Genomic DNA, 23,484 nt, shown 5'->3' on the forward strand with positions numbered 1-23,484 from the left:
CCGGACCCGTTTTGGCATACCCGAGCCGCGCCGCCATCGCGATGGATCAGGTCTTCTTGAACGCATCCATCAAGGCAGCCCCCAGGGCCCCAGTCTGCCCCCCCTGCGACGCGCCGCCCTCCTTTGGACCCGCAGACATATTGCCGCCTTTGCCGCCGCCTCGGTATCCGCCGCCCTTGCCACCGCTGCCTTTGGCACCACGCCCCTGAACCCCGCGCTTGGCCCCATCCTCGGCACTGCGGGCATTGCGCTCTTCGCGGGCCGAAGCACCGCCATCCTTGCGCATGGTCAGGGCAATCCGTTTGCGCGTCACATCGACTTCGGTCACGGTGACCTTTACCACCTGGCCGGTTTTCACCACCTCATGCGGATCTTTGACAAATTTATCGGCAAGCTGACTGACATGCACCAGCCCATCCTGATGAACCCCGACATCCACAAAGGCCCCAAAGGCCGCCACATTCGTGACCGTGCCCTCCAGCACCATCCCAGGCTTCAGATCCTTCATCGTCTCGACCCCTTCGGCAAAGGTCGCCGTGACAAAGGATGGGCGCGGGTCACGCCCCGGCTTTTCCAACTCGCTGAAGATATCGCGCACCGTGGGCAGACCAAAACTCGCATCGACAAACTGTTCTGCCCGCAGCGTTTTCAACGCGCTGCTGTCGCCCATGATCTGGCGAATATCACGCCCACAGGCTGCAACCACCCGGCGGGCCACACTATAGGCCTCGGGGTGCACAGAGGAAGCATCAAGCGGCTCTTGCCCGTCGCGAATACGCAAGAAACCGGCACATTGTTCAAAGGCCTTGGGGCCAAGGCGCGCGACCTTCAACAATTCTTTGCGGGTGGCAAAGGCACCGTTCATATCGCGATGCGCCACGATGGCCTCGGCCAAGCCAGGCCCCAGACCAGAGACATGCGCCAAGAGAGGTGCCGACGCCATGTTGAGATCAACCCCCACGGCGTTCACCACATCCTCGATCACCGCCTCCAGCGATTTCGACAGGCGATGCTGGTCGACGTCGTGCTGGTACTGTCCGACGCCAATGCTCTTGGGTTCGATTTTGACCAGTTCCGCCAGCGGATCCTGCAGGCGACGCGCAATCGACACCGCACCGCGCAGGGAGACGTCCAGATCGGGAAATTCGCGCGCAGCCAGTTCGGAGGCCGAATAGACCGAAGCACCAGCCTCGGACACCACCACCTTGGTGGGTGCCTTCACCTTGGCGGGCAGATGTTTAATCACCTCGGCCACCATCCGTTCGGTTTCGCGGCTGGCGGTGCCGTTGCCAATGGCGATCAGCTCAACCCCATGTTCCGCAATAAGTTTCAGCACTGCGACCTGCGCCCCGCGCAGATCATTCTTTGGCTGAAAAGGATATATCGTTTCAGTGGCAAGCACTTTCCCGGTTGCATCGACCACCGCCGCCTTGACGCCGGTGCGAATGCCCGGATCCAGCCCGAGCGTCGGTCGCGCACCGGCTGGCGCGGCAAACAACAGATCGCGCAGGTTGCGGGCAAACACCTGGATTGCATCCTCCTGCGCCCGGGCGCGCAGATCCGACATCAGTTCCAGCATCATCGACAGGCTCAGCTTCACCCGCCAGGTCCAGCCAGCCACCTTGCGCAGCCATTTGTCCCCCGGCCCAGTGCCGCTGGCGGCCAGCTCTGCCGCCACCATGGCTTCGGCCCGCGCCACCCCCTCTTCGGGTTCGGGGCCAATATCCAGCGTCAGCACGCCTTCATTGGCGCCGCGCAGCATCGCCAGCGCCCGGTGTGAGGGCACATCGGCCCAGCGTTCATTATGGTCGAAATAGTCGGAAAACTTGGCTCCGTCCTGCTCTTTGCCATCGACCACACGCGCGGTCAGCCTGGCCTCGGCCTGCAGAAACTGGCGCAGTCGCCCCAAGAGATGCGCGTTTTCCGTCATCCGTTCTGTCAGAATGTCACGCGCCCCGTTCAACGCCTCTTTGGTGCCGGGCACCGCCTCGGTGATATAGCCTGCCGCCAGCGCCTCCGGGTCGGCGCCGTGATCCCCCAGGATCGCCTCGACCAGTGGTTCAAGCCCGTTTTCACGCGCAATCATCGCCTTTGTGCGACGCTTGGGCTTATAGGGCAGATAGATATCTTCCAGCTGCGCCTTGGTCTCGGCCCTGGCGATGGATGTGGCCAGATCATCGCTCAGCTTGTCCTGCGATTTGATCGAGTCGAGGATCGCCGCGCGCCGTGCCTCCAGCTCTCGCAGATATGACAGCCGTTCTGCCAGAGTGCGCAGCTGGCTGTCGTCCAGCCCGCCTGTCACCTCTTTGCGGTAGCGCGCCACAAAGGGGACTGTCGCGCCCTCATCCAACAGTGTCACGGCGCTGTTCACCTGGTTCGGGGCGGCACCGATTTCACGGGCAATCGTCTGGGCAATGCGGGCTGCGGTTTCCAAGAATGCGTCCTCTTCGTTCTGCTCGGGCGATCTTCATAGCTCTGCCGCGCCGTCGCGCCAAGGGTTCGCGTGCACTCGGCTGCGCCGGAGTACAGATCAATTGCAGGATTTCGCCGCCCAATTCCCCATTGGCGCGGCAGAATCTCTGCTGCCTCTTGCCCCGCATGGCCCGCTGGCCTAGAACGCCTGCTAAACGCGATCAAAGGAGCCGATGCAAGATGCTCGACCTGACATATGAACTCCCCAAGCCCAAGGTGATTTCGGGCGCCAAACATGACTGGGAACTGGTCATCGGTATGGAAGTGCATGCCCAGGTCAGCTCCAACGCCAAGCTGTTTTCCGGCGCCTCGACCAAATTCGGCGCCGAGCCAAACTCCAACGTCTCTTTCGTGGATGCGGCGATGCCCGGCATGTTGCCGGTAATCAACGAATACTGCGTTGAACAGGCTGTGCGTACGGGGCTGGGGCTGAAAGCGGAAATCAACCTCTGGTCGGCCTTTGACCGCAAGAACTATTTCTACCCGGATCTGCCGCAGGGCTATCAGATTTCGCAGCTGTACCACCCCATCGTTGGCGAAGGCGAAGTGCTGGTGGAAATGGGCGATGGCACCGCGCGCACCGTGGGCATCGAACGTATCCATATGGAACAGGACGCGGGCAAGTCGATCCACGACATGGATCCCAATATGTCCTTTGTCGATCTCAACCGGACCGGCGTCTGCCTGATGGAGATCGTCAGCCGCCCCGACATCCGTGGCCCGGAAGAGGCCGCCGCCTATATTGCCAAGATCCGTCAGATCCTGAAGTACCTCGGCACCTGCGACGGCAATATGCAAAACGGCAACCTGCGTGCCGATGTCAACGTCTCCATCTGCCTGCCCGGCCAGTATGAAAAATACCAGGCAAGCAAGGACTTCTCTCATCTGGGCACCCGCTGCGAAATCAAGAACATGAACTCCATGCGCTTTATCCAGCAGGCTATCGAAGTCGAAGCACGCCGCCAGATCGCCATTGTCGAAGCCGGTGGAGAGGTCGATCAGGAAACCCGTCTTTATGACCCGGACAAGGGCGAAACACGTTCCATGCGGTCCAAGGAAGAAGCGCATGACTATCGCTACTTCCCCGATCCCGACCTGCTGCCGCTGGAAATCGAACAGGCCTGGGTGGATGAAATCGCCGCCACCCTGCCTGAATTGCCCGACGCCAAGAAGGCCCGTTTCATCGCCGATTTTGGCCTGTCGAACTATGACGCCTCGGTGCTGACTGCCGATGTGGCCTCTGCCGCCTATTTCGAAGCCGTGGCCGAAGGGCGCAACGGCAAGCTGGCAGCCAACTGGGTGATCAACGAATTGTTTGGCCGCCTGAAGGCAGACGAGGCGGATATCGCCAATAGCCCGGTCACACCGGAACAGCTGGGTGGCATCGTCGAACTGATCACGGCAGAGACCATTTCCGGCAAGATCGCCAAAGATCTGTTCGAAATCGTCTACACCGAGGGAGGCGACCCGGCCCAGATCGTCGAAGAGCGCGGCATGAAGCAGGTGACAGACACTGGTGCCATTGAAGCCGCGCTGGACCAGATCATCGCCGACAACCCCGCCCAGGTGGAAAAAGCCAAGCAAAACCCCAAACTGGCAGGCTGGTTTGTGGGTCAGGTAATGAAGGCCACTGGCGGCAAGGCCAACCCCAAGGCTGTAAACCAGCTGGTTGCCCAGAAACTTGGTAGCTAAACGCACCTAAAACCTACGTAAAAAGGCGGTCCTGCATATATGCAGGGCCGCCTTTTCTATTGGTGACCACAGTGACGCCCCCGCCGGAGCAAGGCCAGGATAAACAGGCGGCAAACTGAAACGGCGCGTCCCTGCGCTTGACGCTCCGCCTGCATCGGGTAAACCTGCGCTCCAAGTCAGGAGACCAGCATGCAAGCTTTCGAGTACAAAGTTGTTCCCGCCCCGCACAAGGGCACCAAGGCCAAGGGCGTCAAGACCCCTGAAAGCCGCTTTGCCAATTCGGTTGAGATGACCCTCAACGAGATGGCCGCCGAAGGCTGGGAATATCAGCGCGCGGAACTGCTGCCCTCGGAAGAACGCTCGGGCCTGACCGGCTCGACCACGAACTGGCGCAATGTCCTGGTGTTTCGTCGCACACTTGCCCCGGCAACAACACAGGCCGCGCCGCAGGTGGCCGCGCCTGCGGTTGCCCCCCCTGTTTCCGCGACAGACACAGCCGCAACCACAGCCCCCGTCCTGACTGCCACGGCTGGCGACCCCGAAGCGCCAGCGGATGCCACCCCCGTCCCAGGCCTGGGCGCGGCCAAGATGCAGGCCGATGATGGCGTTGAAGAACTCAGCCCGGTTTCCGGCATGACAGCGGCGCTGAAAGCCCGCGCAGAACGCCGCACAACGGACGAAACCTGACCGCCGCCAAAGGCCACACGCCATGCAGAAAATAGTAGGCAGCAATTAGCGGGCGCCCCCTCCTGCGTGATCGGGGGCACCTGTTATGCGCTTTTCATTGGTCAGTCGCTGCCGATGTCCAGCGCCAGCGCGTGAATGCGCGGCACGATGTCCCCCAGCGCCTTGTGCACCATCCGGTGCCGCTGCACCCGGCTTTGCCCGGCAAAGGCTGCGGCGCGGATCATCACGTTAAAGTGGCTCTCGCCGCTGCCATCATGGCCAGCGTGACCGATATGGCTGTTGCTGTCATCCACAACCTCTAGGGCGGTAGGGTTAAAGGCAGCCCGCAGCCGCTGTTCCATTTCCGTATTTATGCTCATATTCTGCTCATCCTCATATTTATTTCTCTGCCCCCCTTCAATCTGACGCCCCTTAGACTAAACTGCTGCCTCCGAGTCGAACAGCTGCGTCTAGAAAGTGCCCCACATGAGCAAATCAGATCCCTTCGGTTTCGATATGTCCGTCAGCTCTGCCAAAAAGAAAAATCCGCGTGGCCGCCGCAGCATGTCTGGCGCCTCAGAGACCTCAGTACGGGTCTGCGACAAAGAGGGTTGCGAGGAGGCCGGCAAGTTTCGCGCCCCCAAGGCCCCCGATGTTCTGGATGATTTCTTCTGGTTCTGCCAGGACCATGTCCGCGAATACAACAACCACTGGAACTTTTTCCAGGGTACAACCGAGGCAGAACTGAACGCCCAGCAATCCAAGGACAAGGTCTGGGAACGCCAGACCAAACCTATGGGCGATCCCGAGGCTCGCGCCTGGGCCCGGCTGGGCATTGAAGACCCACATCAGGTACTGGGCGGGAACGCCACGCAGAATCCGGGCCGTTCCGCCGCAACAGGGCGCCGCCTGCCCGCAACCGAACGCCGCGCCATCGAAGTGCTGGAGGCCAAGGATGACTGGTCCAAGGCGGACATTCGCAAGGCCTACAAAAAGCTGATCAAGGTGCTGCACCCCGACATGAACGGCGGCGACCGCAGCCAGGAAGAACAGCTGCAAGAGGTTCGCTGGGCCTGGGAACAGATCAAGGACAGCCGCAGCTTCAAATAGGCCGCAGCGCCTGCGTTAAATCCATGGGCAAAAGGGCAGCACGGGCTGCCCTTTTTGTTGCGCGCCCACCGCACAACCGATCCCGCGACCAGGCCAGTTCTGGTGCATATATTTCAGCAGCGATAAGGCCAGTTTCACCGCAACACCACGTTATTTGGCTGCCACCTACTCTGCCCCTTGCCCTTCATCGCAAGATCAGGCACCAATCCCCCGGATTGGCCCCGCAGCCGCGGGAGAGGAACAAGGATCGACGACGATGACCGATGGCATGCTGGATATGAATACAAAACCGACCGATACTATTTCGGTCCGCGATGTCTTTGGCATCGACACCGACATGACTATCAAGGGCTTTGCCGATCGATCAGACCGTGTTCCGGCCATCGACAACACCTACAAATTTGATCCCGACACCACCATGGCCATTCTGGCGGGCTTCTCGCACAATCGCCGTGTGATGATCCAAGGCTACCACGGCACAGGCAAATCGACCCATATCGAACAGGTCGCCGCTCGGCTCAACTGGCCCTCGGTGCGCGTCAATCTTGACAGCCACATTTCCCGGATCGACCTGATCGGCAAGGACGCGATCAAACTGCGCGACGGCAAGCAGGTCACCGAATTCCACGAAGGCATCCTGCCCTGGGCGCTACGCAACCCGGTTGCAATTGTGTTTGATGAATATGATGCAGGCCGCGCCGACGTGATGTTTGTAATCCAGCGGGTACTGGAACATGACGGCAAGCTGACGCTTCTGGACCAAAACGAGATCATCACCCCGAACCCGTTCTTCCGCCTGTTCGCCACCGCAAACACGGTCGGCCTGGGCGATACCACCGGGCTGTACCACGGCACCCAGCAGATCAACCAGGCCCAGATGGACCGCTGGTCGCTGGTCTCGACGCTGAACTACCTCAGCCATGATGCCGAAACAGCGATCGTGCTGTCCAAGGCGCCCCATTACAACACCGAGGTCGGCCGCAAGAGCATCAGCCAGATGGTCACCGTGGCGGATCTGACGCGGACCGCATTCATGAATGGCGATCTGTCGACGGTGATGTCGCCGCGGACCGTGATCAACTGGGCGCAAAACGCCGAAATCTTCCGCGATGTGGGCTATGCCTTCCGTCTGTCGTTCCTGAACAAATGTGACGAGCTGGAGCGCCAGACCGTCGCCGAGTTCTACCAGCGCTGCTTTGACGAAGAGCTGCCCGAAAGCGCTGCCAGCGTTTCACTGGGCTGATTTGTGACGTGCCGCCCGGTCGCAAGGCCGGGCAGCGCCCGTCCCGTCCCCCACGGGTCGGGCGCTTCGCTTCCTCCCCGCCGGGTCTGGCGCCGCCCTTTTCGCTGCCGCTCGACTGGACTTTCCCAAGAAGAGGGGGGATGCTCATCAGGGACAAGGTGCGACCATGAGAAAACAAAACGACAATCCCGCTGATCCGTTCAAAAAGGCCCTGGCCGAGGCCACCAAGGTCATGGCCGATGATCCGGAGCTGAGCGTTTCCTATACCGTCGACCCCTCGGGTGTGTCCGGTGACAATATGCGCCTGCCGCAGGTTAGCCGCCGCATGACCCGCGAAGAGGTGCTGCTGGCCCGTGGCACCGCGGATGCCCTCGCCCTGCGCCGCAAGTTCCACGACGATGCCACCCATGCCAAATACACCCCCCAGGGGGAAATGGCCCGCGATCTGTACGAGGCCATGGAAACCGCCCGTTGCGAGGCCATGGGCGCGCGGCACATGCCCGGCACCGCCAGCAATATCGACGTAAAAATCCGCAACGAGGCCATCCGGCGTGGCTATGACCAGATGAAGAGCTCATCCGAGGCGCCACTGGCGGCTTCGGCTGGCTATCTCGTGCGCCATCTGGCCACTGGTCGCCCCCTGCCCGAGGGCGCCGATAATGTGATGGAGCTGTGGCGCGGCTTTATTGAAGCTCAGGCCGGGGAAACACTCGAAAACCTTGACGACAAGATCGCCGATCAGTCCGAATTTGCCAAATTCGCCCGCAAGATCATTGCTGACCTCGGCTATGGCGACCAGCTGGGCGATGACCCGGATGAACTGGACGACAACCAGGATGACGAGGCCGAGGACGACGCCGAAGAACAGCCCGACCCCGATGGCAACGGCGAAGATGATTCCGACGACGAGCAATCCGAAGCCGATGCCGAACAGGCCCAGGAGCAACAGCAGGACGAAAGCCAGGCCCAGGTCTCTATGGATGAGATGGCCGAGGAAGAGCTGACGGAAGAAACCGAAATGCCAGACGGTGAAGCGCCGCTGGACCCACCTCCGCCGCCCGCAGCATCCGAGGCCGACCCGGATTACAAGGTATTTCTTGACGCCAATGACGAAGAAATCGCCGCCGAAGATCTGGCGGAACCTGCCGAACTGGAGCGCCTGCGCGCCTATCTCGACCAGCAACTGGAACCGCTGAAAGGTGCCGTGTCGCGTCTGGCCAATAAATTGCAGCGCCGCCTGCAGGCCCAGCAAAACCGGTCCTGGGAATTTGACCTGGAAGAAGGCATTCTGGATGCCGGCCGTCTGGCGCGGGTGATTGCCAACCCGACAACACCCCTATCCTTCAAGCGCGAAAAAGACACCGAATTCCGCGATACCGTGGTGACATTACTGCTGGACAACTCTGGTTCGATGCGGGGGCGGCCCATTTCCATCGCCGCGATCTGCGCCGATGTTCTGGCCCGCACGCTAGAGCGCTGCAACGTCAAGGTTGAAATCCTCGGCTTTACCACCCGCGCCTGGAAAGGCGGGCTGGCCCGCGAGGCCTGGCTCAATGACGGGCGGCCGCAGATGCCGGGGCGCCTGAATGACCTGCGCCATATCATCTATAAATCCGCCGACAGTCCCTGGCGCCGGGTGCGCCCCAATCTGGGGCTGATGATGAAAGAAGGCCTGCTGAAGGAAAACATTGACGGCGAGGCGCTGGAATGGGCCCACCGCCGGATGCTGGGCCGCCAAGAGGCCCGCAAGATCCTGATGGTGATTTCTGATGGCGCGCCCGTTGATGACAGCACCCTCTCGGTGAACCCGGCCAACTATCTCGAAAAGCATCTGCGCGATGTGATCGCCATGGTGGAAAAGCGCAAACAGGTAGAACTGCTGGCAATTGGCATTGGCCATGATGTGACCCGCTATTACGACCGCGCCGTCACGATTACCGATGTTGAACAGTTGGCCGGCGCCATGACCGAACAGCTGGCTGCCCTGTTTGACAGCGACCCCCGCGCCCGCGCGCGGGTCATGGGCATACGCAACGTCGGCTAGCCCCTGCACAACATCCGCGCCAACAGCGGCCAGCCCTGTCGGCCGTGCTTGCTGTTGGCGTGCCCCCACTACCGGGCCTGCCGCATTTGGCAGGGCCCCCGGCGTCCTTACCAACGCCCGCTTAGCCCGAGACCAGATAAAACCATCGAGGAGACTGCCATGTTTCAGAATTTTGACGTCACTGCGCGCCCCGAACAGGGGCCTCCCCGCCTGCAAGCCCTGCGCGCAGAGCTGTCCCGCGATGGATTGAACGGTTTTCTTGTGCCCCGCGCCGATGCCCATCAAGGCGAATATGTCGCCCCGCGTGACGAACGGCTCAGCTGGCTGACGGGGTTCACCGGGTCAGCCGGGTTCTGCGCCGTGCTTGATACCATAGCCGGCGTCTTCATTGACGGTCGCTACCGTACCCAGGTCAAGCGTCAGGTCGCTGCCGATTTCACCCCGGTGCCCTGGCCCGAGGTATCCCTTGCCAGCTGGTTGAAAGAGCAACTGCCACAGGGCGGCAAGGTCGGCTATGATGCCTGGCTACACGCCAGCGACCAGATCTCTCGCCTGGTGCAAGACCTGACAGGATCCGGGATCGAGCTGGTGCAATGCGACAATCTTGTTGACCGGATCTGGCAGGACCAGCCCGCGCCGCCGCTGCAGCCTGCCCTGCCCCACGCGCTGAGCTATGCTGGCGAAGCTGCGGCTGACAAATGCGCCCGGCTGGCAGCGGATCTGCGCACCGCCGGTCACAGCGCCGCCGTGATCACCCTGCCCGACAGCATCATGTGGCTGCTGAATATTCGCGGTGGCGACATTCCCCGTAACCCGGTGGCACATGGCTTCGCCATCCTGCATGATGATGCGCGGGTTGATCTGTTCATGGCGCCTGAAAAGCTGCATCAAATCACCGATCACCTACCCGCCAGTGTCGCCTGCCATCCGCCCAGCGATTTCCTTGGCGCGGTGCAGGCGCTTGGCGGCAAGGTCAGTGTCGATGCCACCAGCCTGCCGCAGATCGTCGCCGATGCGCTTGGGGATCATCTGGTAGATGCGGGCGATCCCTGCGCCCTGCCCAAGGCCCGCAAGAACGCCGCTGAAATCGCCGGCTCTGCCGCCGCCCATCTGCGCGATGGCGCCGCCGTGGTGGAATTGCTCGCCTGGCTGGATGCCCAACCCAGTGGCACGGTGACCGAGATCGAGGTGGCCAAACACCTGGAAGAGCTGCGCCGCCGTGACCCCGCCCTGCGCGATATCAGTTTTGAAACCATTTCCGGCACCGGTGAAAACGGCGCAGTGATGCACTACCGGGTCACCGAAGAGACCAACAGCCGCCTGGAAGAGGGCCATCTGCTGGTGCTCGACAGTGGCGGACAATATCTGGACGGCACCACCGATATCACCCGCACCATCGCCATTGGCACGCCCGGTGACGTCGAAAGCGCCGCCTTTACACGGGTACTGCAAGGAATGATCGCCATCTCGCGCCTGCGTTGGCCAAAGGGGCTGGCAGGCCGCGATATCGAAGCCATCGGCCGGATGCCGCTCTGGCTGGCCGGGCAGGATTTCAATCATGGGCTGGGCCACGGTGTTGGCGCCTATCTCAGTGTGCATGAAGGCCCGCAACGCCTGAGCCGGGTTTCTACCGTGCCGCTGGAAGTGGGGATGATTCTGTCGAATGAACCGGGCTATTACCGCGAAGGGGCCTTTGGTATTCGCATCGAAAACCTGCTGGTGGTCGAACCGGCCCCGGCGCTGGACAGCGCTGACCCGGAACGCGAGATGCTGAGCTGGCGCGGGCTGACCTATGCGCCCATCGACCGACAGTTGATCTGCCTCGATATGCTGACTGCGGCAGAACGCGACTGGATCAACGCCTACCACCGTGAAACCGCAGAGAAACTGCGCCCCTACGTTACTGAAGATGCACGCGCTTGGCTGGATGACGTCACCCGGCCAATCTGATATCAGCTTGTTACATATTTAAGGCATATGGATATGCCTAGAGACGCAATCAGGGGGAAGACTATGAGCACAATCCGTATTCGCAAAGCAGGAGGCACCTGGGTTGTTCGTTCTGGTGGTGCGGTGCTTGGCGAAAGCACCCGTGCGCTGGAACTGGACGAAGAGGGCCATGCCCCAGCAATATACTTCCCCCGCGAAGACATCGCCATTGCCTTTCTTGATCCCAGCAACAAGACCACCCATTGCCCACTAAAGGGCGATGCGACCTATTATTCGATCGTAAACAAATCCTCGATCACGGAAAATGTGGTCTGGAGCTATGAATCTCCGAATGAGGCGCTGTCGGAGATCAAGGGCTATCTTGCCTTTCATACCGGCGACTCTGTCAAAGTAGAACAGATCTGAGGCCGCGATGGCTGCCGGGCGAGGTCTGGCAGTCCCGTTGCCGCCCTGCGGCCAACACCCGCGCGTTCGTCTGCTGGCAGGACAGCTGGGTGATCATCGCCACAGCAGTTGATGCCACACATATTCCGCCCAGCCCCAATACAGTGTCAGTTGCCGTCAGAAAACGAGCGGCACAAGCTCAGGCTAACACCTGACAACCGCAAGCAGGCAAATAGCTCCTCGTCCGGGTGCAAGCTGCATCCGACAGAACCCTGGCCAAATATCTCGATATGGTTCACTCGTTAAACCCGGCAGCCCTGTGCACAGCCTGTACACATCGACGCGCGGAAAACCTGTTAAAGAACTGCGCGGCACAGATTGCGCCGCATATCTTCCAGCCGATCATCAGAGCTAAAGACATTGGTCTCTAGCGCGCATTGAATCGTATATTCAATCAGTGCTTCCAAAGAAGCCTTTTCTTTTTCCCGCTCGCCTACAACACGGTCTTGCGCGGCCTCTTCTGGGCCGTTTTCTAAAGTACGCATATTCTTCCTTCCGCACTTTTCTAACTTTTATTACCGTTCTGCCAAATTCCGTTAGTTGAAGCGGTTAATCAATAGAAAGTAAAAATTAACCTATTTGTGAAGCAGATAGCGTAAAAATGATGGGGATTTGCAACAGATTGCGCCTCTTTCCCATTGACTCCCCGCCGTGTCAGCTCGTTTTTTGGGCTGTTCGGCACGCTCAGAAACTGATTCTACGACGCCATGCACAGCTTGCGGCTCTGCTAGCTATGTTCTTCGGCTGCGACCGCAATCAAAGCGCGATTATAAGATTTCAGAGCATCCACATGGTAGATTGCCCCCAGTATGGTTTTGCCGCCGTCATCCAGGCCTATGACCGGCAGAAACGGCAGATCAGAGCGATCAAAGAGCGGTAGCGCCGCCTCTAGCGTGGCATCAACCCGCAAGCAAAGGTCCTGTTCGCACAGCGCCTCGCAGGCCTCCAGGCTGGGGGCGCGCGGATCCTCTAGCGGGCGCATCACCGTGCCGACTCTCAGCATCGTCAACAGATAGGCCTGCGGCCCCGCCGCACAATGCACATTGCGTCTCTCCAGCTGGGTCAGAAAGAAGGAACGATCAACCAGCCGCGAGGCCAGAGCGGTGGAAATCGACACAGCCACCATCACCGCCAGACCAATTTGCCAATCCCCAGTCAGTTCAAACACGATCAGGGTGGTGGAAATCGGTGCCCCCAACACGGCTGCGGCCACCGCCCCCATGCCGGCAAAAGCATAAAGCGTATGGGTGCCAGACACATCCGGCAGGAAGGAAGTCGCCACCAGCCCGAAGGCAAGGCCGGTGATAGCCCCAATCATCAAAGACGGTGAAAACACGCCGCCCCCCATCCGGCCGCCCATGGTGATCGCCACGGCGACTGTTTTGGCCACCACAAAGATCAGCGCCTGTGACAGCACCAGCCCGCCTGTCAACGCCAGTTCAGTGGTTTCATAGCCGACGCCGATGATATGCGGATACCAGATGGCAATGCAGCCCAGCATCAACCCAGCAATTGCCGGACGCAGCCAGCGCGGGATGCGCAGCCGCTGCTGCACCACATCGCCGACATGATCGGCAAAAAAGATCGCCCGCATCAGCACAACGGCAACCAACCCACAAATCACCCCCAGCATCAGAAAGGCCGGCAATTCCACATAGAATTGTAAGGCCCCCGGCGTCGTCATCGAAAATTCCGCGACATCGCCATAGGCAAGACGGTTGATCACGGTGCCCGCAACCGAGGCGATCACAATCGGTGCAAAGGCGTGCACGGCAAAATGACGCAGCACCACCTCTAGCGCAAAGAGCGCCCCTGCAATTGGCGCGTTGAAACTGGCAGAGACCGCCGCCGCCACCGCGCAGCCCAGCAGATCACGCCCGGTGATGCCATCGGCGCGGATCTTGTCACTGACCCAGCTCGACATGACCCCGGCCAGATGAACCACCGGCCCTTCACGCCCAGTGGAACCGCCCGTTGACAGCGTCAGAAACGACGCCAATGCCGATGCCAGGCCAGAGCGCGCTTCAAGGCGTCCCTCGTTCAGGGCAGCGCCTTCGATCACATCCGCGACGGATCGCACCCGACCATCGGGGGTAAAGCGATCCAGCAGCAGCCCCACCACCAGTCCGCCGATACCGGCTATCAAAACCAGCCAGTACCAGGGAAGATCGGCGGCAAAACTATGCAGGTATTTCACGTCATCCGCGCCATAAACCCAGGCCTGCAGGGCGGAAATTCCCTTGCGAAACAGCAGCGCCGCAAAGCCCGCGCCGATGCCGATCAGCAGCGCAATCACCCAGAACTGAAACTGGCTGGGGCCACGGTGCAGCAGAACCCGCCACAGATCGCGCGCCGCAGACCGGCCCTGGGCAAGAACAGATGTGACGGAAAGGCCTGGCTGCTGGGGCATGGGGTCCTGTAGGGGCTGGTATGTGCGCGGGCTAGATCAAAAAATATCTCTGATATCGTAAATATTTAATTGGGATTTCACCATAGCCCAGTTTTTTCTGGCCCCGCCGCGCCAGAACACCCCGGTGCCAGGGCATGCAAATTTAGCTAGCCAATAGTGCGCGGGCCGCAGCGCGGGCTTCTGGTGTGATGGTATCGCCAGAAACCATTCGGGCAATTTCATCCACACGCTCACCCGCGTCCAGCGGCACGACTTCGGATAGGGTACTGCCCGCCTCAACCCGTTTTTGGACCCGCCAGTGAAAGCCACCCTGGGCAGCAACCTGCGGCGAATGCGTCACCACCAAGACCTGGCCTGAACCAGCCAGGGATTTCAGCCGCCGCCCCACCGCATCTGCGGTCGCGCCGCCGACGCCGCGATCAATTTCGTCAAAAATCAGTGTCTTGCTTTGATCACTGCCACGCAGGCAGACCTTCAGCGCCAGCAAGAACCGGCTCAGCTCTCCGCCCGAGGCAATCTTGTTCAACGGCCCGGAGGGCGCACCAGGGTTGGTCGCCACGGTAAAGGCCACCGCATCCTGACCATCGGGGCCGGGTTCTGCGGGGTCCACATTGGTCTTGAAAACGGCGCGCTCCATCTTCAGCGGTGCAAGTTCTGCCATCACCGCGTGGTCCAACGCCTCTGCTGATGCCAGACGCGCGGCGCTCAAGGCTTCGGCGGCTGCCTGATAATCAGTTTCGGCCAGACGCAGCGCCGCCTCTTGATCGGCCAGGTCGCGATCACCGGCATCCAGATCGGCCAGCTTACCACGAAGGACATCCGCATGCGCGGCCAGCTCATCCGGCTGCACCGCATATTTGCGCGCCAGCGCACGAATTTCGAACAGGCGCGCTTCGCAGTCTTCCAGATCGCCAGGGTTGAAGTCCAACCCCTCGAGAATGCGTGTCACCCCATCCTGAGCCTCGCCCAACTCGACCATGGCGCGGCTCAGCGCGCTTAGTGGCGCATTCAGCCCGGTTTCCTCGGCCCGTTCCACCCCTTCAAGCCAGCGCTGCGCCTCTCCCAAAGAGGCCTCGGCGCCATCGCTCAGCAAGGCATGGGCGCGGGCGATATCACCGCGGATCCTCTCGGCCTGCTGCATCTGGCGGCGGCGTTCATCCAGCGTTTCATCCTCGCCCGCCTCGGGGTTCAGCTTATCCAACTCGGCCACCGCATGGCGCAGGAATTCTTCTTCGGCCCGCACCGCATCCAGCGCGTCGCGCGTCGATTGCACCCGCTGCTGCGCCTTGGCGAGCGCCCGCCAGGCCCCGCGCGTCTGCGCCAGAAGATCGCCAGATGCAGCAAAGGCGTCCAGCAATGTCCGATGGCCGCGCGGGTTCAAAAGCCCACGATCATCATGCTGGCCATGCAGTTCTACCAGAGTTTCAGACAGGCGGCGCAGCACCTCGCCGGAACAGCGCCGGTCATTGACCCAGGCCGTCTTGCGCCCCTCGGCGGTATTGATACGGCGCAGTACCAATTCCGCCCCACCGGGCAGTCCGGCCTCCTCCAGAATGGCATGGGCAGGATGATCCGGCGCAAGGTCGAATTCCGCGATCACCTCGCCCTGGGCCGCGCCCTGACGCACCAGATCGGCACGGCCGCGCCACCCCAGAACAAAGCCCAGCGAATCCAGCAGGATAGACTTGCCCGCGCCGGTTTCCCCGGTGAGCACATTCAGCCCCGGCTGAAACGCCAGTTCAAGGTGGTCGATGATCAGCAGATCACGAATATCAAGTGCGCGCAGCATAGCCGGTTTACCGCCTGTTCCGTCGTCAGGAAAGTTACAGCCAGCGCCCTTTGATCGACTGGCGATAGATCTGGCTCAGCCAGTTATTGCCACGATCTTTAAGCTTGAGCCCCTGTGATGTCAGCAGTTTATAGCTGTCTTCATACCAATCGGTCGATTGGTAGTTATGGCCAAGAATGGCGCCAGCGGTCTGTGCCTCCTCAGTCAGGCCCAGCGACAGATAGGCCTCTACCAGGCGATGCAGCGCTTCGGCGGTATGGCTTGTGGTCTGGAAATCCTCGACCACCACACGGAACCGGCTGATTGCTGATGTATAATGGCCCCGGCGCAGGTAATAGCGACCGATTTCCATTTCCTTGCCGGCAAGGTGGTCAAAGGCCAGATCAAACTTCAGAATAGCCGAGGTGGCATATTCGCTGTCGGGATAAACCTCGATCACGGTGCGCAGCGCTTGCAGCGCCTGAAATGTCAGGCCCTGGTCACGACCAACTTCGTCAATCTGATCATAATAGCTGAGCGCGAGAAGATACTGCGCATAGGCCGCGTCTTCATCAGTAGGATAGAAATCGATATACCGCTGGGCCGCAGACCGGCTGCCTTCGTAGTCTTTGGAGCGGTGATTGGCAAAGGCCTGCATGATCAGGGCCTGCTTGGCATATTCCGAATAGGGATAGAGCCGCTCAATTTCAGAGAAATAATAGGCGGCATCCTCAGTACGATTGCGGGCCAGCTCAAATTCGCCGCGCTCAAAAATCTGCTGGGGGGTGTAGGTTTCCAACGGCACTGCCTGTTCAGAGGCACCACCGTCCCCACCACATCCAGAAAGTGCTGCCATCAAAAGAGCCGCGCCGATGAATTTGGCTCCTGCCTTGATGCCGATCATATTGCCTAAACCTCACCGTCTTTGACTGTCGGGTGTATACGCCCCGGTTCTGCCCCGTTTAGCACATTCATCCGGCGTGCAAAACGCCTTTCACCCGCTTCGCCCCCACTTGGCAGAGAATGTTTGGCAGGGTCAAGCCTGACAAACGTGCAACAGCCGCCTGCCGAGGGCAGAACAGGCAAAAACCCCGCCGAAACGGGGCCATAGGCATAGGGGTGAATAAGGTCAGAGCGCAGCCGTACACGACAATTCAATCGGTCCGAAACGCCGAGGCCACCGAAAATTGTAAAGGATTGGACGGGCAGGTTTCAGGCAACCTGACGGCTAAGGCCGGGGATTTCCGAGCGCACCAGGCCCTGGCCCGGCAGGCGGGATGCCATCGCCACATCGCATTCAACGCGGCGCACTGCCCCAGGCGTCGCAAAGAGCGCCCGCAGCAGAGTGTTCGTTAGCGCATGGCCCGCGCGATCACCGGTATAGTGCCCCAGCAACGGCCCACCGGCCAGCGCCAGATCGCCAAGCGCATCCAGCATCTTGTGGCGCACCGGCTCATCCGAGTGGCGCAGGCCTTCACCGCTTTCAACCTGGCTGCCATCAAAGACGATCGCATTTTCACCCGGCACACCGCCCAGGGCCAATCCATTGGCCTGCATGGCCTCTACATCGGCGCGACGGCAGAAGGTGCGGCTGTCGCAAAGTTCGCGCACAAAGGCACCATTGCGCAGGTCCAAGGCCCGGCTTTGGCGGCCAATGGCCTGCTCTGCAAAGTCGATGTGAAATTCAATCATCAGGCGATCACAGGGAACCAGCGTGGCAGTGGCACCGTCCTTTTCAACCGTGACCGGCTTCAGCACTTCGATGGCCGTCACCGGTGTTGTCAGGCGGCGAATGCCCTGCCCCATGATCCCGCGCACAAACTGTGCGGAAGATCCATCAAGGATCGGAACTTCCGGGCCATCCAGTTCGATCAGCGCATTGTGTACGCCGCAGCCCGCCAGCGCCGCCATGAGATGTTCGACGGTGGAGACGCTGACACCAGCGCCATTGACCAGGCGGGTGCACAGCGCGGTGCGTTCCACATGATCCCAAAGAGCCGGAACAATGCGATTGCCCAAAGCAATGTCGGTGCGTTTGAAAACGATGCCATGGTCGGCAGCGGCCGGCTTGATCACCAGACGGGCGGATCGACCTGAATGCAGACCAATCCCTTCAAATGTCACCGATGCTTTAAGCGTATTCTGCACCTTGTGCTCCTACTGACCATGTCCGGCGACGTGCGCCGTGTTGACTGAACAGGTAAGGATTTCACGAAAAAGCCACAACTCAATCTTTGTAACGGATTGAAACATCCCTGTAACAGATCGGCAAAACACTGCTTAGATATAGCTAACTTATTGCAATAAATAGAAAAAAGGCCGCCCAAAGGCGGCCTCTTAATCTTGATTAGTGAAAGATTAATTTGCTTGGCGGCGCAGGAAAGCAGGAATTTCGATCCGTTCCTGATCTGCGTCAGGCTCTTGCTGCTGCTGCGGTGCGACGGCCTGCTGCTGCATCGGCGGCTGCTGGCGCACCGGCTGCGGTTTGGCAGACTGCCCTTCGGCGGCGCTGCCGGTCATCCGGTGGATCAGCGAGTTCAGGCCAAACCGGCGCTGTTCAGACTGCGCCTCGGCGTGTTGCGCGCCGGGGGCGGCCATTGGACGCTGCTGCATCTGCGGCTGGGGCGCCAGATGTTGCTGTACCGGTGCGGGCTGCGCCGATTGCTGCCCCTGCTGGGCCCGCGCGGCGGCCGCCTGCAACCGCACAATTGCATCGGCAGAAGGTGTTCCTGGTGCGGGGGCCTTGGGGGCCACAAAAGAGGCCTCTGGCTGCGCCTGGGCTGCCGGAGCCTGTGGCTGATAAGCGGGTTGTGGCAGACCGTCCTGGCCCAGGTCCTCAACCGGTTCAAAGACATCTTCCACTGGCACCTGGGCGGCGTGCTGCCCTTCCATGCCTTCAAAAAGCGATGGTTCCTGCGGTGCAGGCGCGGCTTCTGCGCTTGCAACCTGTGGCTGTTCCACCGGGGCGTTCAGCTCCAGCGGAGCCGGGCGTGCATCTTCAACGCTGACAGATTTTTTCAGCGGCGCGGACATCGGCCGACGCGGGACCGGAATTTCGGTCATCACGTCAGTGGCATCGATGCCCGTTGCAACAACAGACACCCGCATCTTGCCTTCCATCGCCGTATCAAGCGTGGAGCCAACGATGATATTTGCCTCTGGGTCCACCTCTTCGCGGATCCGGTTGGCAGCTTCATCCAGTTCAAACAGGGTAAGATCGTGCGCGCCGGTGATGTTGATGAGAACGCCCTTGGCACCGCGCAGGCTGATTTCATCCAGCAGCGGGTTGGCAATCGCTTTCTCGGCGGCCTGAACCGCGCGATCTTCGCCTTCGGCCTCGCCGGTGCCCATCATCGCCTTGCCCATTTCGTCCATCACGGCGCGCACATCGGCAAAGTCGAGGTTGATCAAGCCGGGGCGCACCATCAGATCGGTGACGCCTTTGACACCCTGATACAGAACGTCATCAGCCATCGAGAAGGCCTCGGTGAAGGTGGTCTTTTCATTGGCCAGACGGAACAGGTTCTGGTTTGGAATGATGATCAGCGTATCTACGACCTTTTGCAGGGCTTCGACGCCCTCTTCGGCCTGCTTCATCCGCTTGTTGCCTTCAAACTGGAACGGCTTGGTGACAACACCAACCGTCAGAACGCCCAGCTCTCGTGCGGCCTGCGCGATGATCGGCGCGGCACCTGTCCCGGTGCCTCCGCCCATCCCGGCCGTGATAAAGCACATGTGCGCCCCGGCCAGGTGATCAACGATCTGCTCGATACTTTCTTCTGCCGAGGCAGAGCCAACTGAAGGCCGCGCACCAGCGCCGAGCCCTTCGGTGACTTTCACCCCCAGCTGGATGCGGCTCTTGGCGGCATTCTGCTGCAGCGCCTGCGCATCGGTATTGGCAACGACAAAGTCGACGCCTTCCAGTTCTTTCGCGATCATATTGTTGACCGCGTTACCACCTGCACCACCAACACCGAACACGGTGATTTTAGGGCTCAGTTCTTCCTGCCCGGGCATCGAAAGGTTCAATGTCATGCTCTTTCCGCCTATCTATAAGCCCTCCCGCAAGGGCTATTCCTGTCTATATCCGCCACAATCATACCGTGATGGCAGAGTCTCGTCATCCCAAAAAACGAAAAACACCACAAAATATGGCTATCATACTGGGTGAAATCCGCAAAATTTCGCTCATCCCGGCAGATTTGGTAGAATTTGTTTCGCCCACCACAACAGGCGCAGCGCCCCGGCAAAATGCCAGGGGCAAACTTTGAAAGTTATGGCTGCACACTGCTCGGTATGCCGGTGTCGCTTTTGCGACAGTTAAATCTTTGTTAGCCGTTTTTTTTGCCCCTGTCACCCAGACGCTTCAAGTTTTCCACAGGCTGGGGATATTTTCTTGACTGCCCTACCAATTATCCCTGAACCAGCGCACAGCGCGGCTGAAAGAGCGACCGGAATTGCGATCAACTGGCGTTTCAAAATCCCACCATTCGTCCTGGGGGTGCGCGGCAAAGAGACTGAGCCCAACCGCGGCGGCAAAGCCGGGGCCAGTGGCCGATTGCGGCAGGCCATGCACCCGCAGCGGACGCCCCAGCCGCACCTGCTGTCCCAGAATGCGCGTCGCCAGCCCATCAAGGCCCAGGATCTGGCTAGAGCCGCCGGTCAGCACAATCTGTTGGCTGGGCAGGTATTCAAACCCGGCCGCATCCAGGCGCGTGCGCACCTCTTCAAGGATTTCCTCAACCCGTGGGCGCATGATGCCGATCAGTTCCGCCCGGCTGACACTGCGCCGGTCATGTTCCCAATCGCCGGTATCCCCACCGATATCAATCATGTCGCGATCATCCACCCCGGTGGCATGCACACCCCCACAAAAGGTCTTGATCCGCTCAGCATTGGCCATCGGCACGCCCAGCCCCATCGAGATATCGCTGGTGATGTGATCACCGCCCATGCGCACCGCATCGGCATAGATCATGTGTTTTTTCATAAAGATCGAAATCGAGGTGGACCCGCCGCCCATGTCAATGCAGGCAGCCCCCAGTTCCTGTTCATCTTCGACCAGGGCTGCATAGCCCGACGCATAGGCAGAGGAGGCAATTCCCGCCAGTTCAAGATCGCAGCGCTGAATGCAGCGCACCAGGTTCTGCACCGTGCCGGTATCGACGGTGAGCATATGCATATCCACTGCCAGGGTCTGTCCCAATTGGCCACGCGGATCTTCCAGCCCGCTGCGATTGTCGAGCGCAAAATTCACCGGCTGCGCATGCAGTACCTCACGCCCGGCGCCATATTCCGGAACCTCACAGGCCGCGAGAACCTGGGCGATTTCCGATTCAGAGACCTCCTGGCCATCGAGATCCAGCTTGGCATCCAGCCCGTAAGAGCGCGGATTGGCACCAGAAAAGCTGGCGATCACGTGATCCACCCGCAATCCGGCCATCTTTTGTGCCGCCTGCACGGCAGTGCGAATGGCCCGTTCGGTTTCTTGCATGGCGGTGATTTCGCCAAATTGCACCCCACGCGACCGCGTGGTCGCCGCGCCAATCACCCGGAACCCCGACTGCCCGGCCAGAGAACCGATGGAGTTATCCTCGCTCAGCCGCGTGGTGCCATCAAAGCGCAGCACCAGGCAGGCAATTTTTGAGCTGCCAATATCCAAAATCGCCACAACACCGCGCTGCAGCGCCTGACGGCGCATCTGCCGCATCGCCCGCTGGGACTGATAAAGATCCGTCATCCTAGAACCCACCCTCGTTCAACTCTCTGATGCGCCACCAGTTTTCTACTGCATGGTCTGTCATGCGCACGGTTGGCCGTGCTGCAATCCGCATATCCACCACCGCGACATCGCGTTCCAGCAGGTCCTGTACTTCGCTCACCACGATCACCCGCTCCAGCGCCTGAACAGGGTGTTCCTGTGGCAACAAGATACGCTGCCCCCGGTCCAGAACCATGTCCCAGCGGCGTTCGCCAATCCGTACCAGCCCGCGCAACCGCCCACCAAGCGGGCGCGCCGTTTCGATCAACTCCAACGCTTCGACCGCCACGACGTCGGCAGAACGCCCCGCAATCAGCGGCAGGTCCGGATGCATGGCGCGGCGGCCCAGTTCAGCCACATGGGCACCGCTTTCATCTAATAGCGCAAGGCCCTCATGGCTGCGCCAAATCAGGGCCGGAGTGCGCTCTTCCACATCGATCTGCAAGATGCCGCCAGGGCGAATACGCACATTCGCGGCCTTGATCGGTGCCAGGGTTTCGATCTCGGCGCGGATCTGTGCCAGATCCAGATCAAAAGAGCTGATCGGGAAATCAAATGGCAGCACTTCGCGCACATCCTGCGCCACCGAAGGCCCTGCCCCGTCCACTGCCATGACATTGACCATGAATTCAGGGCGCTCTTCGATCGCAGCCCGAAAAGACGCAAGGGTGTCAGAAACCATCTCGCGTCGCGCCGCATCCGCCAAAAAGGCACCGCCCGCCGCCAGGGTCAGACAGAAAGGCACGCCAAATTTCAAGCCAAAGCGAATGCCGGGTGTCAGCATCCAGCGCTGCAACCGATACTTCAGCCGAGATGGCGCCGGGTCCGCCTGACTATGCGTGTTGCGGGCGTTGCCAGTAATCCGATCCTTCAACGTCCGCATGATGCATCCTCAACCAACCAGGTACAGAGCGCACCAAAAGAGATACCGCAGTGAGCGGCCTGTTCCGGCGCCAGCGAGGTTGGCGTCATGCCGGGCTGATTGTTGGTCTCCAACAGGATCAGCCCATCGGCGCCTTTGGTTTCGTCCCAGCGGATGTCGGTCCGGCTCAGCCCGCGACAACCCAGGGCCTGATGCGCCCGCAGCGCATAGTCCAGGCACAGGTCGCGGATCTTGGCCGGGATGTCAGCCGGCACCACGTGGCGCGAGCCACCCGGCTTGTACTTCGCATCATAGTCATACCAGCCATCGGTCAGGATATCGGTAACCTCCAGCGCGCGATCCCCCAGCACCGAAACACTCAGCTCTCGGCCCGGCGCGAAAGCTTCGACCAAGACCTCTTCGGGCATCTCCGCCGAAAGGCTCGGCGGGCCGTTGGCCGCCTCATGCACCAGATAGATGCCGACGCTGGAACCTTCATTATTGGGTTTGACGACATAGGGCGGCACCATCACATGGTCCGCCATCACCGCGTGTTTGGGGAAAAGGCCACTTGCCATCACCGGCAGGCCTGCCTCTTGAAACACCATCTTGCTGCGCTGTTTGTCCATCGCCAGGGCCGAGGCCAGCACACCAGAATGGGTATAAGGCAAGCCCATCCATTCCAGCAGGCCCTGAACACAGCCATCTTCGCCCCAGCGTCCATGCAGAGCATTAAAGACCACATCCGGCTTGATCACAGTCAGCTGTGCGGCCAGGTCCGGCCCCGCGTCCAGCTCTGTGACCTCAAATCCTTCGCCCCGTAGCGCGGCTGCGCATTCACGCCCACTCGACAGAGAGACCTCACGTTCTGCAGAGGGCCCGCCCAGTAGTACCGCCACTTTCGGGAGTGTTCTGCTCGACTCACCCACGATAGCGCCTCAAAATTATCGGGCTTTTGCCCTTGGTTATTGGAGCCTGAAACCGGCCCACATCATCTTTGGGTCATTGCCCGTCTCGTACCAGGGCTGATCGCCCCTGTTCCTGGTGCCAGATCCAAGATCT

18 protein-coding genes are annotated in these 23,484 nt (G+C 60.5%); 7 read left to right on the forward strand and 11 right to left on the reverse strand.

The genetic code is table 11. The annotated features are described in order from the left end of the window. Positions 1–46: 46 nt before the first annotated feature. Complete coding sequence (locus P2081_RS01020) at positions 47–2,434, reverse strand: Tex family protein (protein WP_278921018.1); 2,388 nt, start codon at positions 2,432–2,434, stop codon at positions 47–49. A gap of 218 nt (positions 2,435–2,652) precedes the next feature. Here P2081_RS01020 and gatB point away from each other — a divergent pair, with 218 nt between their 5' ends. Then, positions 2,653–4,164, forward strand: coding sequence for an Asp-tRNA(Asn)/Glu-tRNA(Gln) amidotransferase subunit GatB (gatB, locus tag P2081_RS01025; protein WP_278921019.1), 1,512 nt, complete (start codon positions 2,653–2,655; stop codon positions 4,162–4,164). 189 nt (positions 4,165–4,353) lie between these two features. Then, positions 4,354–4,851 carry a DUF4177 domain-containing protein gene (locus tag P2081_RS01030; RefSeq protein WP_278921020.1) on the forward strand — a complete coding sequence of 166 codons (498 nt, stop codon included), beginning with the start codon at positions 4,354–4,356 and terminating at the stop codon, positions 4,849–4,851. Positions 4,852–4,952: 101 nt separating this feature from the next. On the opposite strand, the gene P2081_RS01035 is transcribed toward P2081_RS01030, so the two are convergent. Then, complete coding sequence (locus tag P2081_RS01035; protein WP_232400443.1) at positions 4,953–5,210, reverse strand: BolA family protein; 258 nt, start codon at positions 5,208–5,210, stop codon at positions 4,953–4,955. A 106-nt stretch (positions 5,211–5,316) separates the two neighbouring features. Here P2081_RS01035 and P2081_RS01040 point away from each other — a divergent pair, with 106 nt between their 5' ends. The 5 genes from P2081_RS01040 to P2081_RS01060 all read left to right on the forward strand — a co-directional run bounded on the left by P2081_RS01040 (position 5,317) and on the right by P2081_RS01060 (position 11,582). Then, positions 5,317–5,940 carry a DnaJ domain-containing protein gene (locus tag P2081_RS01040; protein WP_278921021.1) on the forward strand — a complete coding sequence of 208 codons (624 nt, stop codon included), beginning with the start codon at positions 5,317–5,319 and terminating at the stop codon, positions 5,938–5,940. Positions 5,941–6,196: 256 nt separating this feature from the next. After that, positions 6,197–7,183: a cobaltochelatase subunit CobS gene (cobS, locus tag P2081_RS01045; protein ID WP_278921022.1), complete on the forward strand. Its 987-nt coding sequence runs from the start codon at positions 6,197–6,199 to the stop codon at positions 7,181–7,183. 166 nt (positions 7,184–7,349) lie between these two features. Further along, a complete protein-coding gene (gene cobT, locus P2081_RS01050) occupies positions 7,350–9,227 on the forward strand; it encodes a cobaltochelatase subunit CobT (protein WP_278921023.1) in 1,878 nt (625 codons plus the stop codon). Between the two features lie 159 nt (positions 9,228–9,386). Next, a complete protein-coding gene (locus P2081_RS01055; protein ID WP_278921024.1) occupies positions 9,387–11,177 on the forward strand; it encodes an aminopeptidase P family protein in 1,791 nt (596 codons plus the stop codon). Positions 11,178–11,240: 63 nt separating this feature from the next. Continuing rightward, positions 11,241–11,582 carry a DUF427 domain-containing protein gene (locus P2081_RS01060; protein WP_278921025.1) on the forward strand — a complete coding sequence of 114 codons (342 nt, stop codon included), beginning with the start codon at positions 11,241–11,243 and terminating at the stop codon, positions 11,580–11,582. A 335-nt stretch (positions 11,583–11,917) separates the two neighbouring features. Here the strand turns inward: P2081_RS01060 and P2081_RS01065 are convergent, their stop codons facing one another. The 9 genes from P2081_RS01065 to P2081_RS01105 form a co-directional block, all read right to left on the reverse strand. Beyond that, positions 11,918–12,106 (reverse strand): hypothetical protein, encoded by a 189-nt coding sequence (locus P2081_RS01065; protein ID WP_278921026.1) that lies wholly within the window; start codon positions 12,104–12,106, stop codon positions 11,918–11,920. A 242-nt stretch (positions 12,107–12,348) separates the two neighbouring features. Continuing rightward, the gene (locus P2081_RS01070) at positions 12,349–14,031 is read right to left on the reverse strand and encodes a chloride channel protein (RefSeq protein WP_278921027.1); all 1,683 of its coding nucleotides are present in this window, start codon (positions 14,029–14,031) and stop codon (positions 12,349–12,351) included. Between the two features lie 142 nt (positions 14,032–14,173). Continuing rightward, a complete protein-coding gene (recN, locus tag P2081_RS01075) occupies positions 14,174–15,820 on the reverse strand; it encodes a DNA repair protein RecN (protein ID WP_278921028.1) in 1,647 nt (548 codons plus the stop codon). 34 nt (positions 15,821–15,854) lie between these two features. Then, positions 15,855–16,703 carry an outer membrane protein assembly factor BamD gene (locus tag P2081_RS01080; protein WP_278921029.1) on the reverse strand — a complete coding sequence of 283 codons (849 nt, stop codon included), beginning with the start codon at positions 16,701–16,703 and terminating at the stop codon, positions 15,855–15,857. Between the two features lie 308 nt (positions 16,704–17,011). Then, positions 17,012–17,947 (reverse strand): UDP-3-O-acyl-N-acetylglucosamine deacetylase, encoded by a 936-nt coding sequence (gene lpxC / locus P2081_RS01085; RefSeq protein WP_278921030.1) that lies wholly within the window; start codon positions 17,945–17,947, stop codon positions 17,012–17,014. Between the two features lie 210 nt (positions 17,948–18,157). Next, positions 18,158–19,834 (reverse strand): cell division protein FtsZ, encoded by a 1,677-nt coding sequence (gene ftsZ / locus P2081_RS01090; protein ID WP_278921031.1) that lies wholly within the window; start codon positions 19,832–19,834, stop codon positions 18,158–18,160. Positions 19,835–20,204: 370 nt separating this feature from the next. Continuing rightward, on the reverse strand, positions 20,205–21,539 hold the full coding sequence (gene ftsA, locus P2081_RS01095; RefSeq protein WP_278921032.1) for a cell division protein FtsA: 1,335 nt from the start codon (positions 21,537–21,539) through the stop codon (positions 20,205–20,207). A 1-nt stretch (position 21,540) separates the two neighbouring features. After that, on the reverse strand, positions 21,541–22,443 hold the full coding sequence (locus P2081_RS01100) for a cell division protein FtsQ/DivIB (RefSeq protein ID WP_278921033.1): 903 nt from the start codon (positions 22,441–22,443) through the stop codon (positions 21,541–21,543). Beyond that, positions 22,431–23,351, reverse strand: coding sequence for a D-alanine--D-alanine ligase (locus tag P2081_RS01105; RefSeq protein WP_278921034.1), 921 nt, complete (start codon positions 23,349–23,351; stop codon positions 22,431–22,433). Before P2081_RS01105 ends, P2081_RS01100 begins: the two co-directional genes overlap by 13 nt. Between the last annotated feature and the right edge of the window lie 133 nt (positions 23,352–23,484).

Source organism: Pseudophaeobacter profundi (genome assembly GCF_029697505.1).
Classification (GTDB): domain Bacteria; phylum Pseudomonadota; class Alphaproteobacteria; order Rhodobacterales; family Rhodobacteraceae; genus Pseudophaeobacter; species Pseudophaeobacter profundi.

Coding starts and splice junctions, on each gene's coding strand:
- gatB (WP_278921019.1), top strand. CDS start 2,653: ATGCTCGACCTGACATATGAACTCCCCAAGCCCAAGGTGATTTCGGGC.
- P2081_RS01030 (WP_278921020.1), top strand. CDS start 4,354: ATGCAAGCTTTCGAGTACAAAGTTGTTCCCGCCCCGCACAAGGGCACC.
- P2081_RS01035 (WP_232400443.1), bottom strand. CDS start 5,210: ATGAGCATAAATACGGAAATGGAACAGCGGCTGCGGGCTGCCTTTAAC.
- P2081_RS01040 (WP_278921021.1), top strand. CDS start 5,317: ATGAGCAAATCAGATCCCTTCGGTTTCGATATGTCCGTCAGCTCTGCC.
- cobS (WP_278921022.1), top strand. CDS start 6,197: ATGACCGATGGCATGCTGGATATGAATACAAAACCGACCGATACTATT.
- cobT (WP_278921023.1), top strand. CDS start 7,350: ATGAGAAAACAAAACGACAATCCCGCTGATCCGTTCAAAAAGGCCCTG.
- P2081_RS01055 (WP_278921024.1), top strand. CDS start 9,387: ATGTTTCAGAATTTTGACGTCACTGCGCGCCCCGAACAGGGGCCTCCC.
- P2081_RS01060 (WP_278921025.1), top strand. CDS start 11,241: ATGAGCACAATCCGTATTCGCAAAGCAGGAGGCACCTGGGTTGTTCGT.
- P2081_RS01065 (WP_278921026.1), bottom strand. CDS start 12,106: ATGCGTACTTTAGAAAACGGCCCAGAAGAGGCCGCGCAAGACCGTGTT.
- P2081_RS01070 (WP_278921027.1), bottom strand. CDS start 14,031: ATGCCCCAGCAGCCAGGCCTTTCCGTCACATCTGTTCTTGCCCAGGGC.
- recN (WP_278921028.1), bottom strand. CDS start 15,820: ATGCTGCGCGCACTTGATATTCGTGATCTGCTGATCATCGACCACCTT.
- P2081_RS01080 (WP_278921029.1), bottom strand. CDS start 16,703: ATGATCGGCATCAAGGCAGGAGCCAAATTCATCGGCGCGGCTCTTTTG.
- ftsZ (WP_278921031.1), bottom strand. CDS start 19,834: ATGACATTGAACCTTTCGATGCCCGGGCAGGAAGAACTGAGCCCTAAA.
- ftsA (WP_278921032.1), bottom strand. CDS start 21,539: ATGACGGATCTTTATCAGTCCCAGCGGGCGATGCGGCAGATGCGCCGT.
- P2081_RS01100 (WP_278921033.1), bottom strand. CDS start 22,443: ATGCGGACGTTGAAGGATCGGATTACTGGCAACGCCCGCAACACGCAT.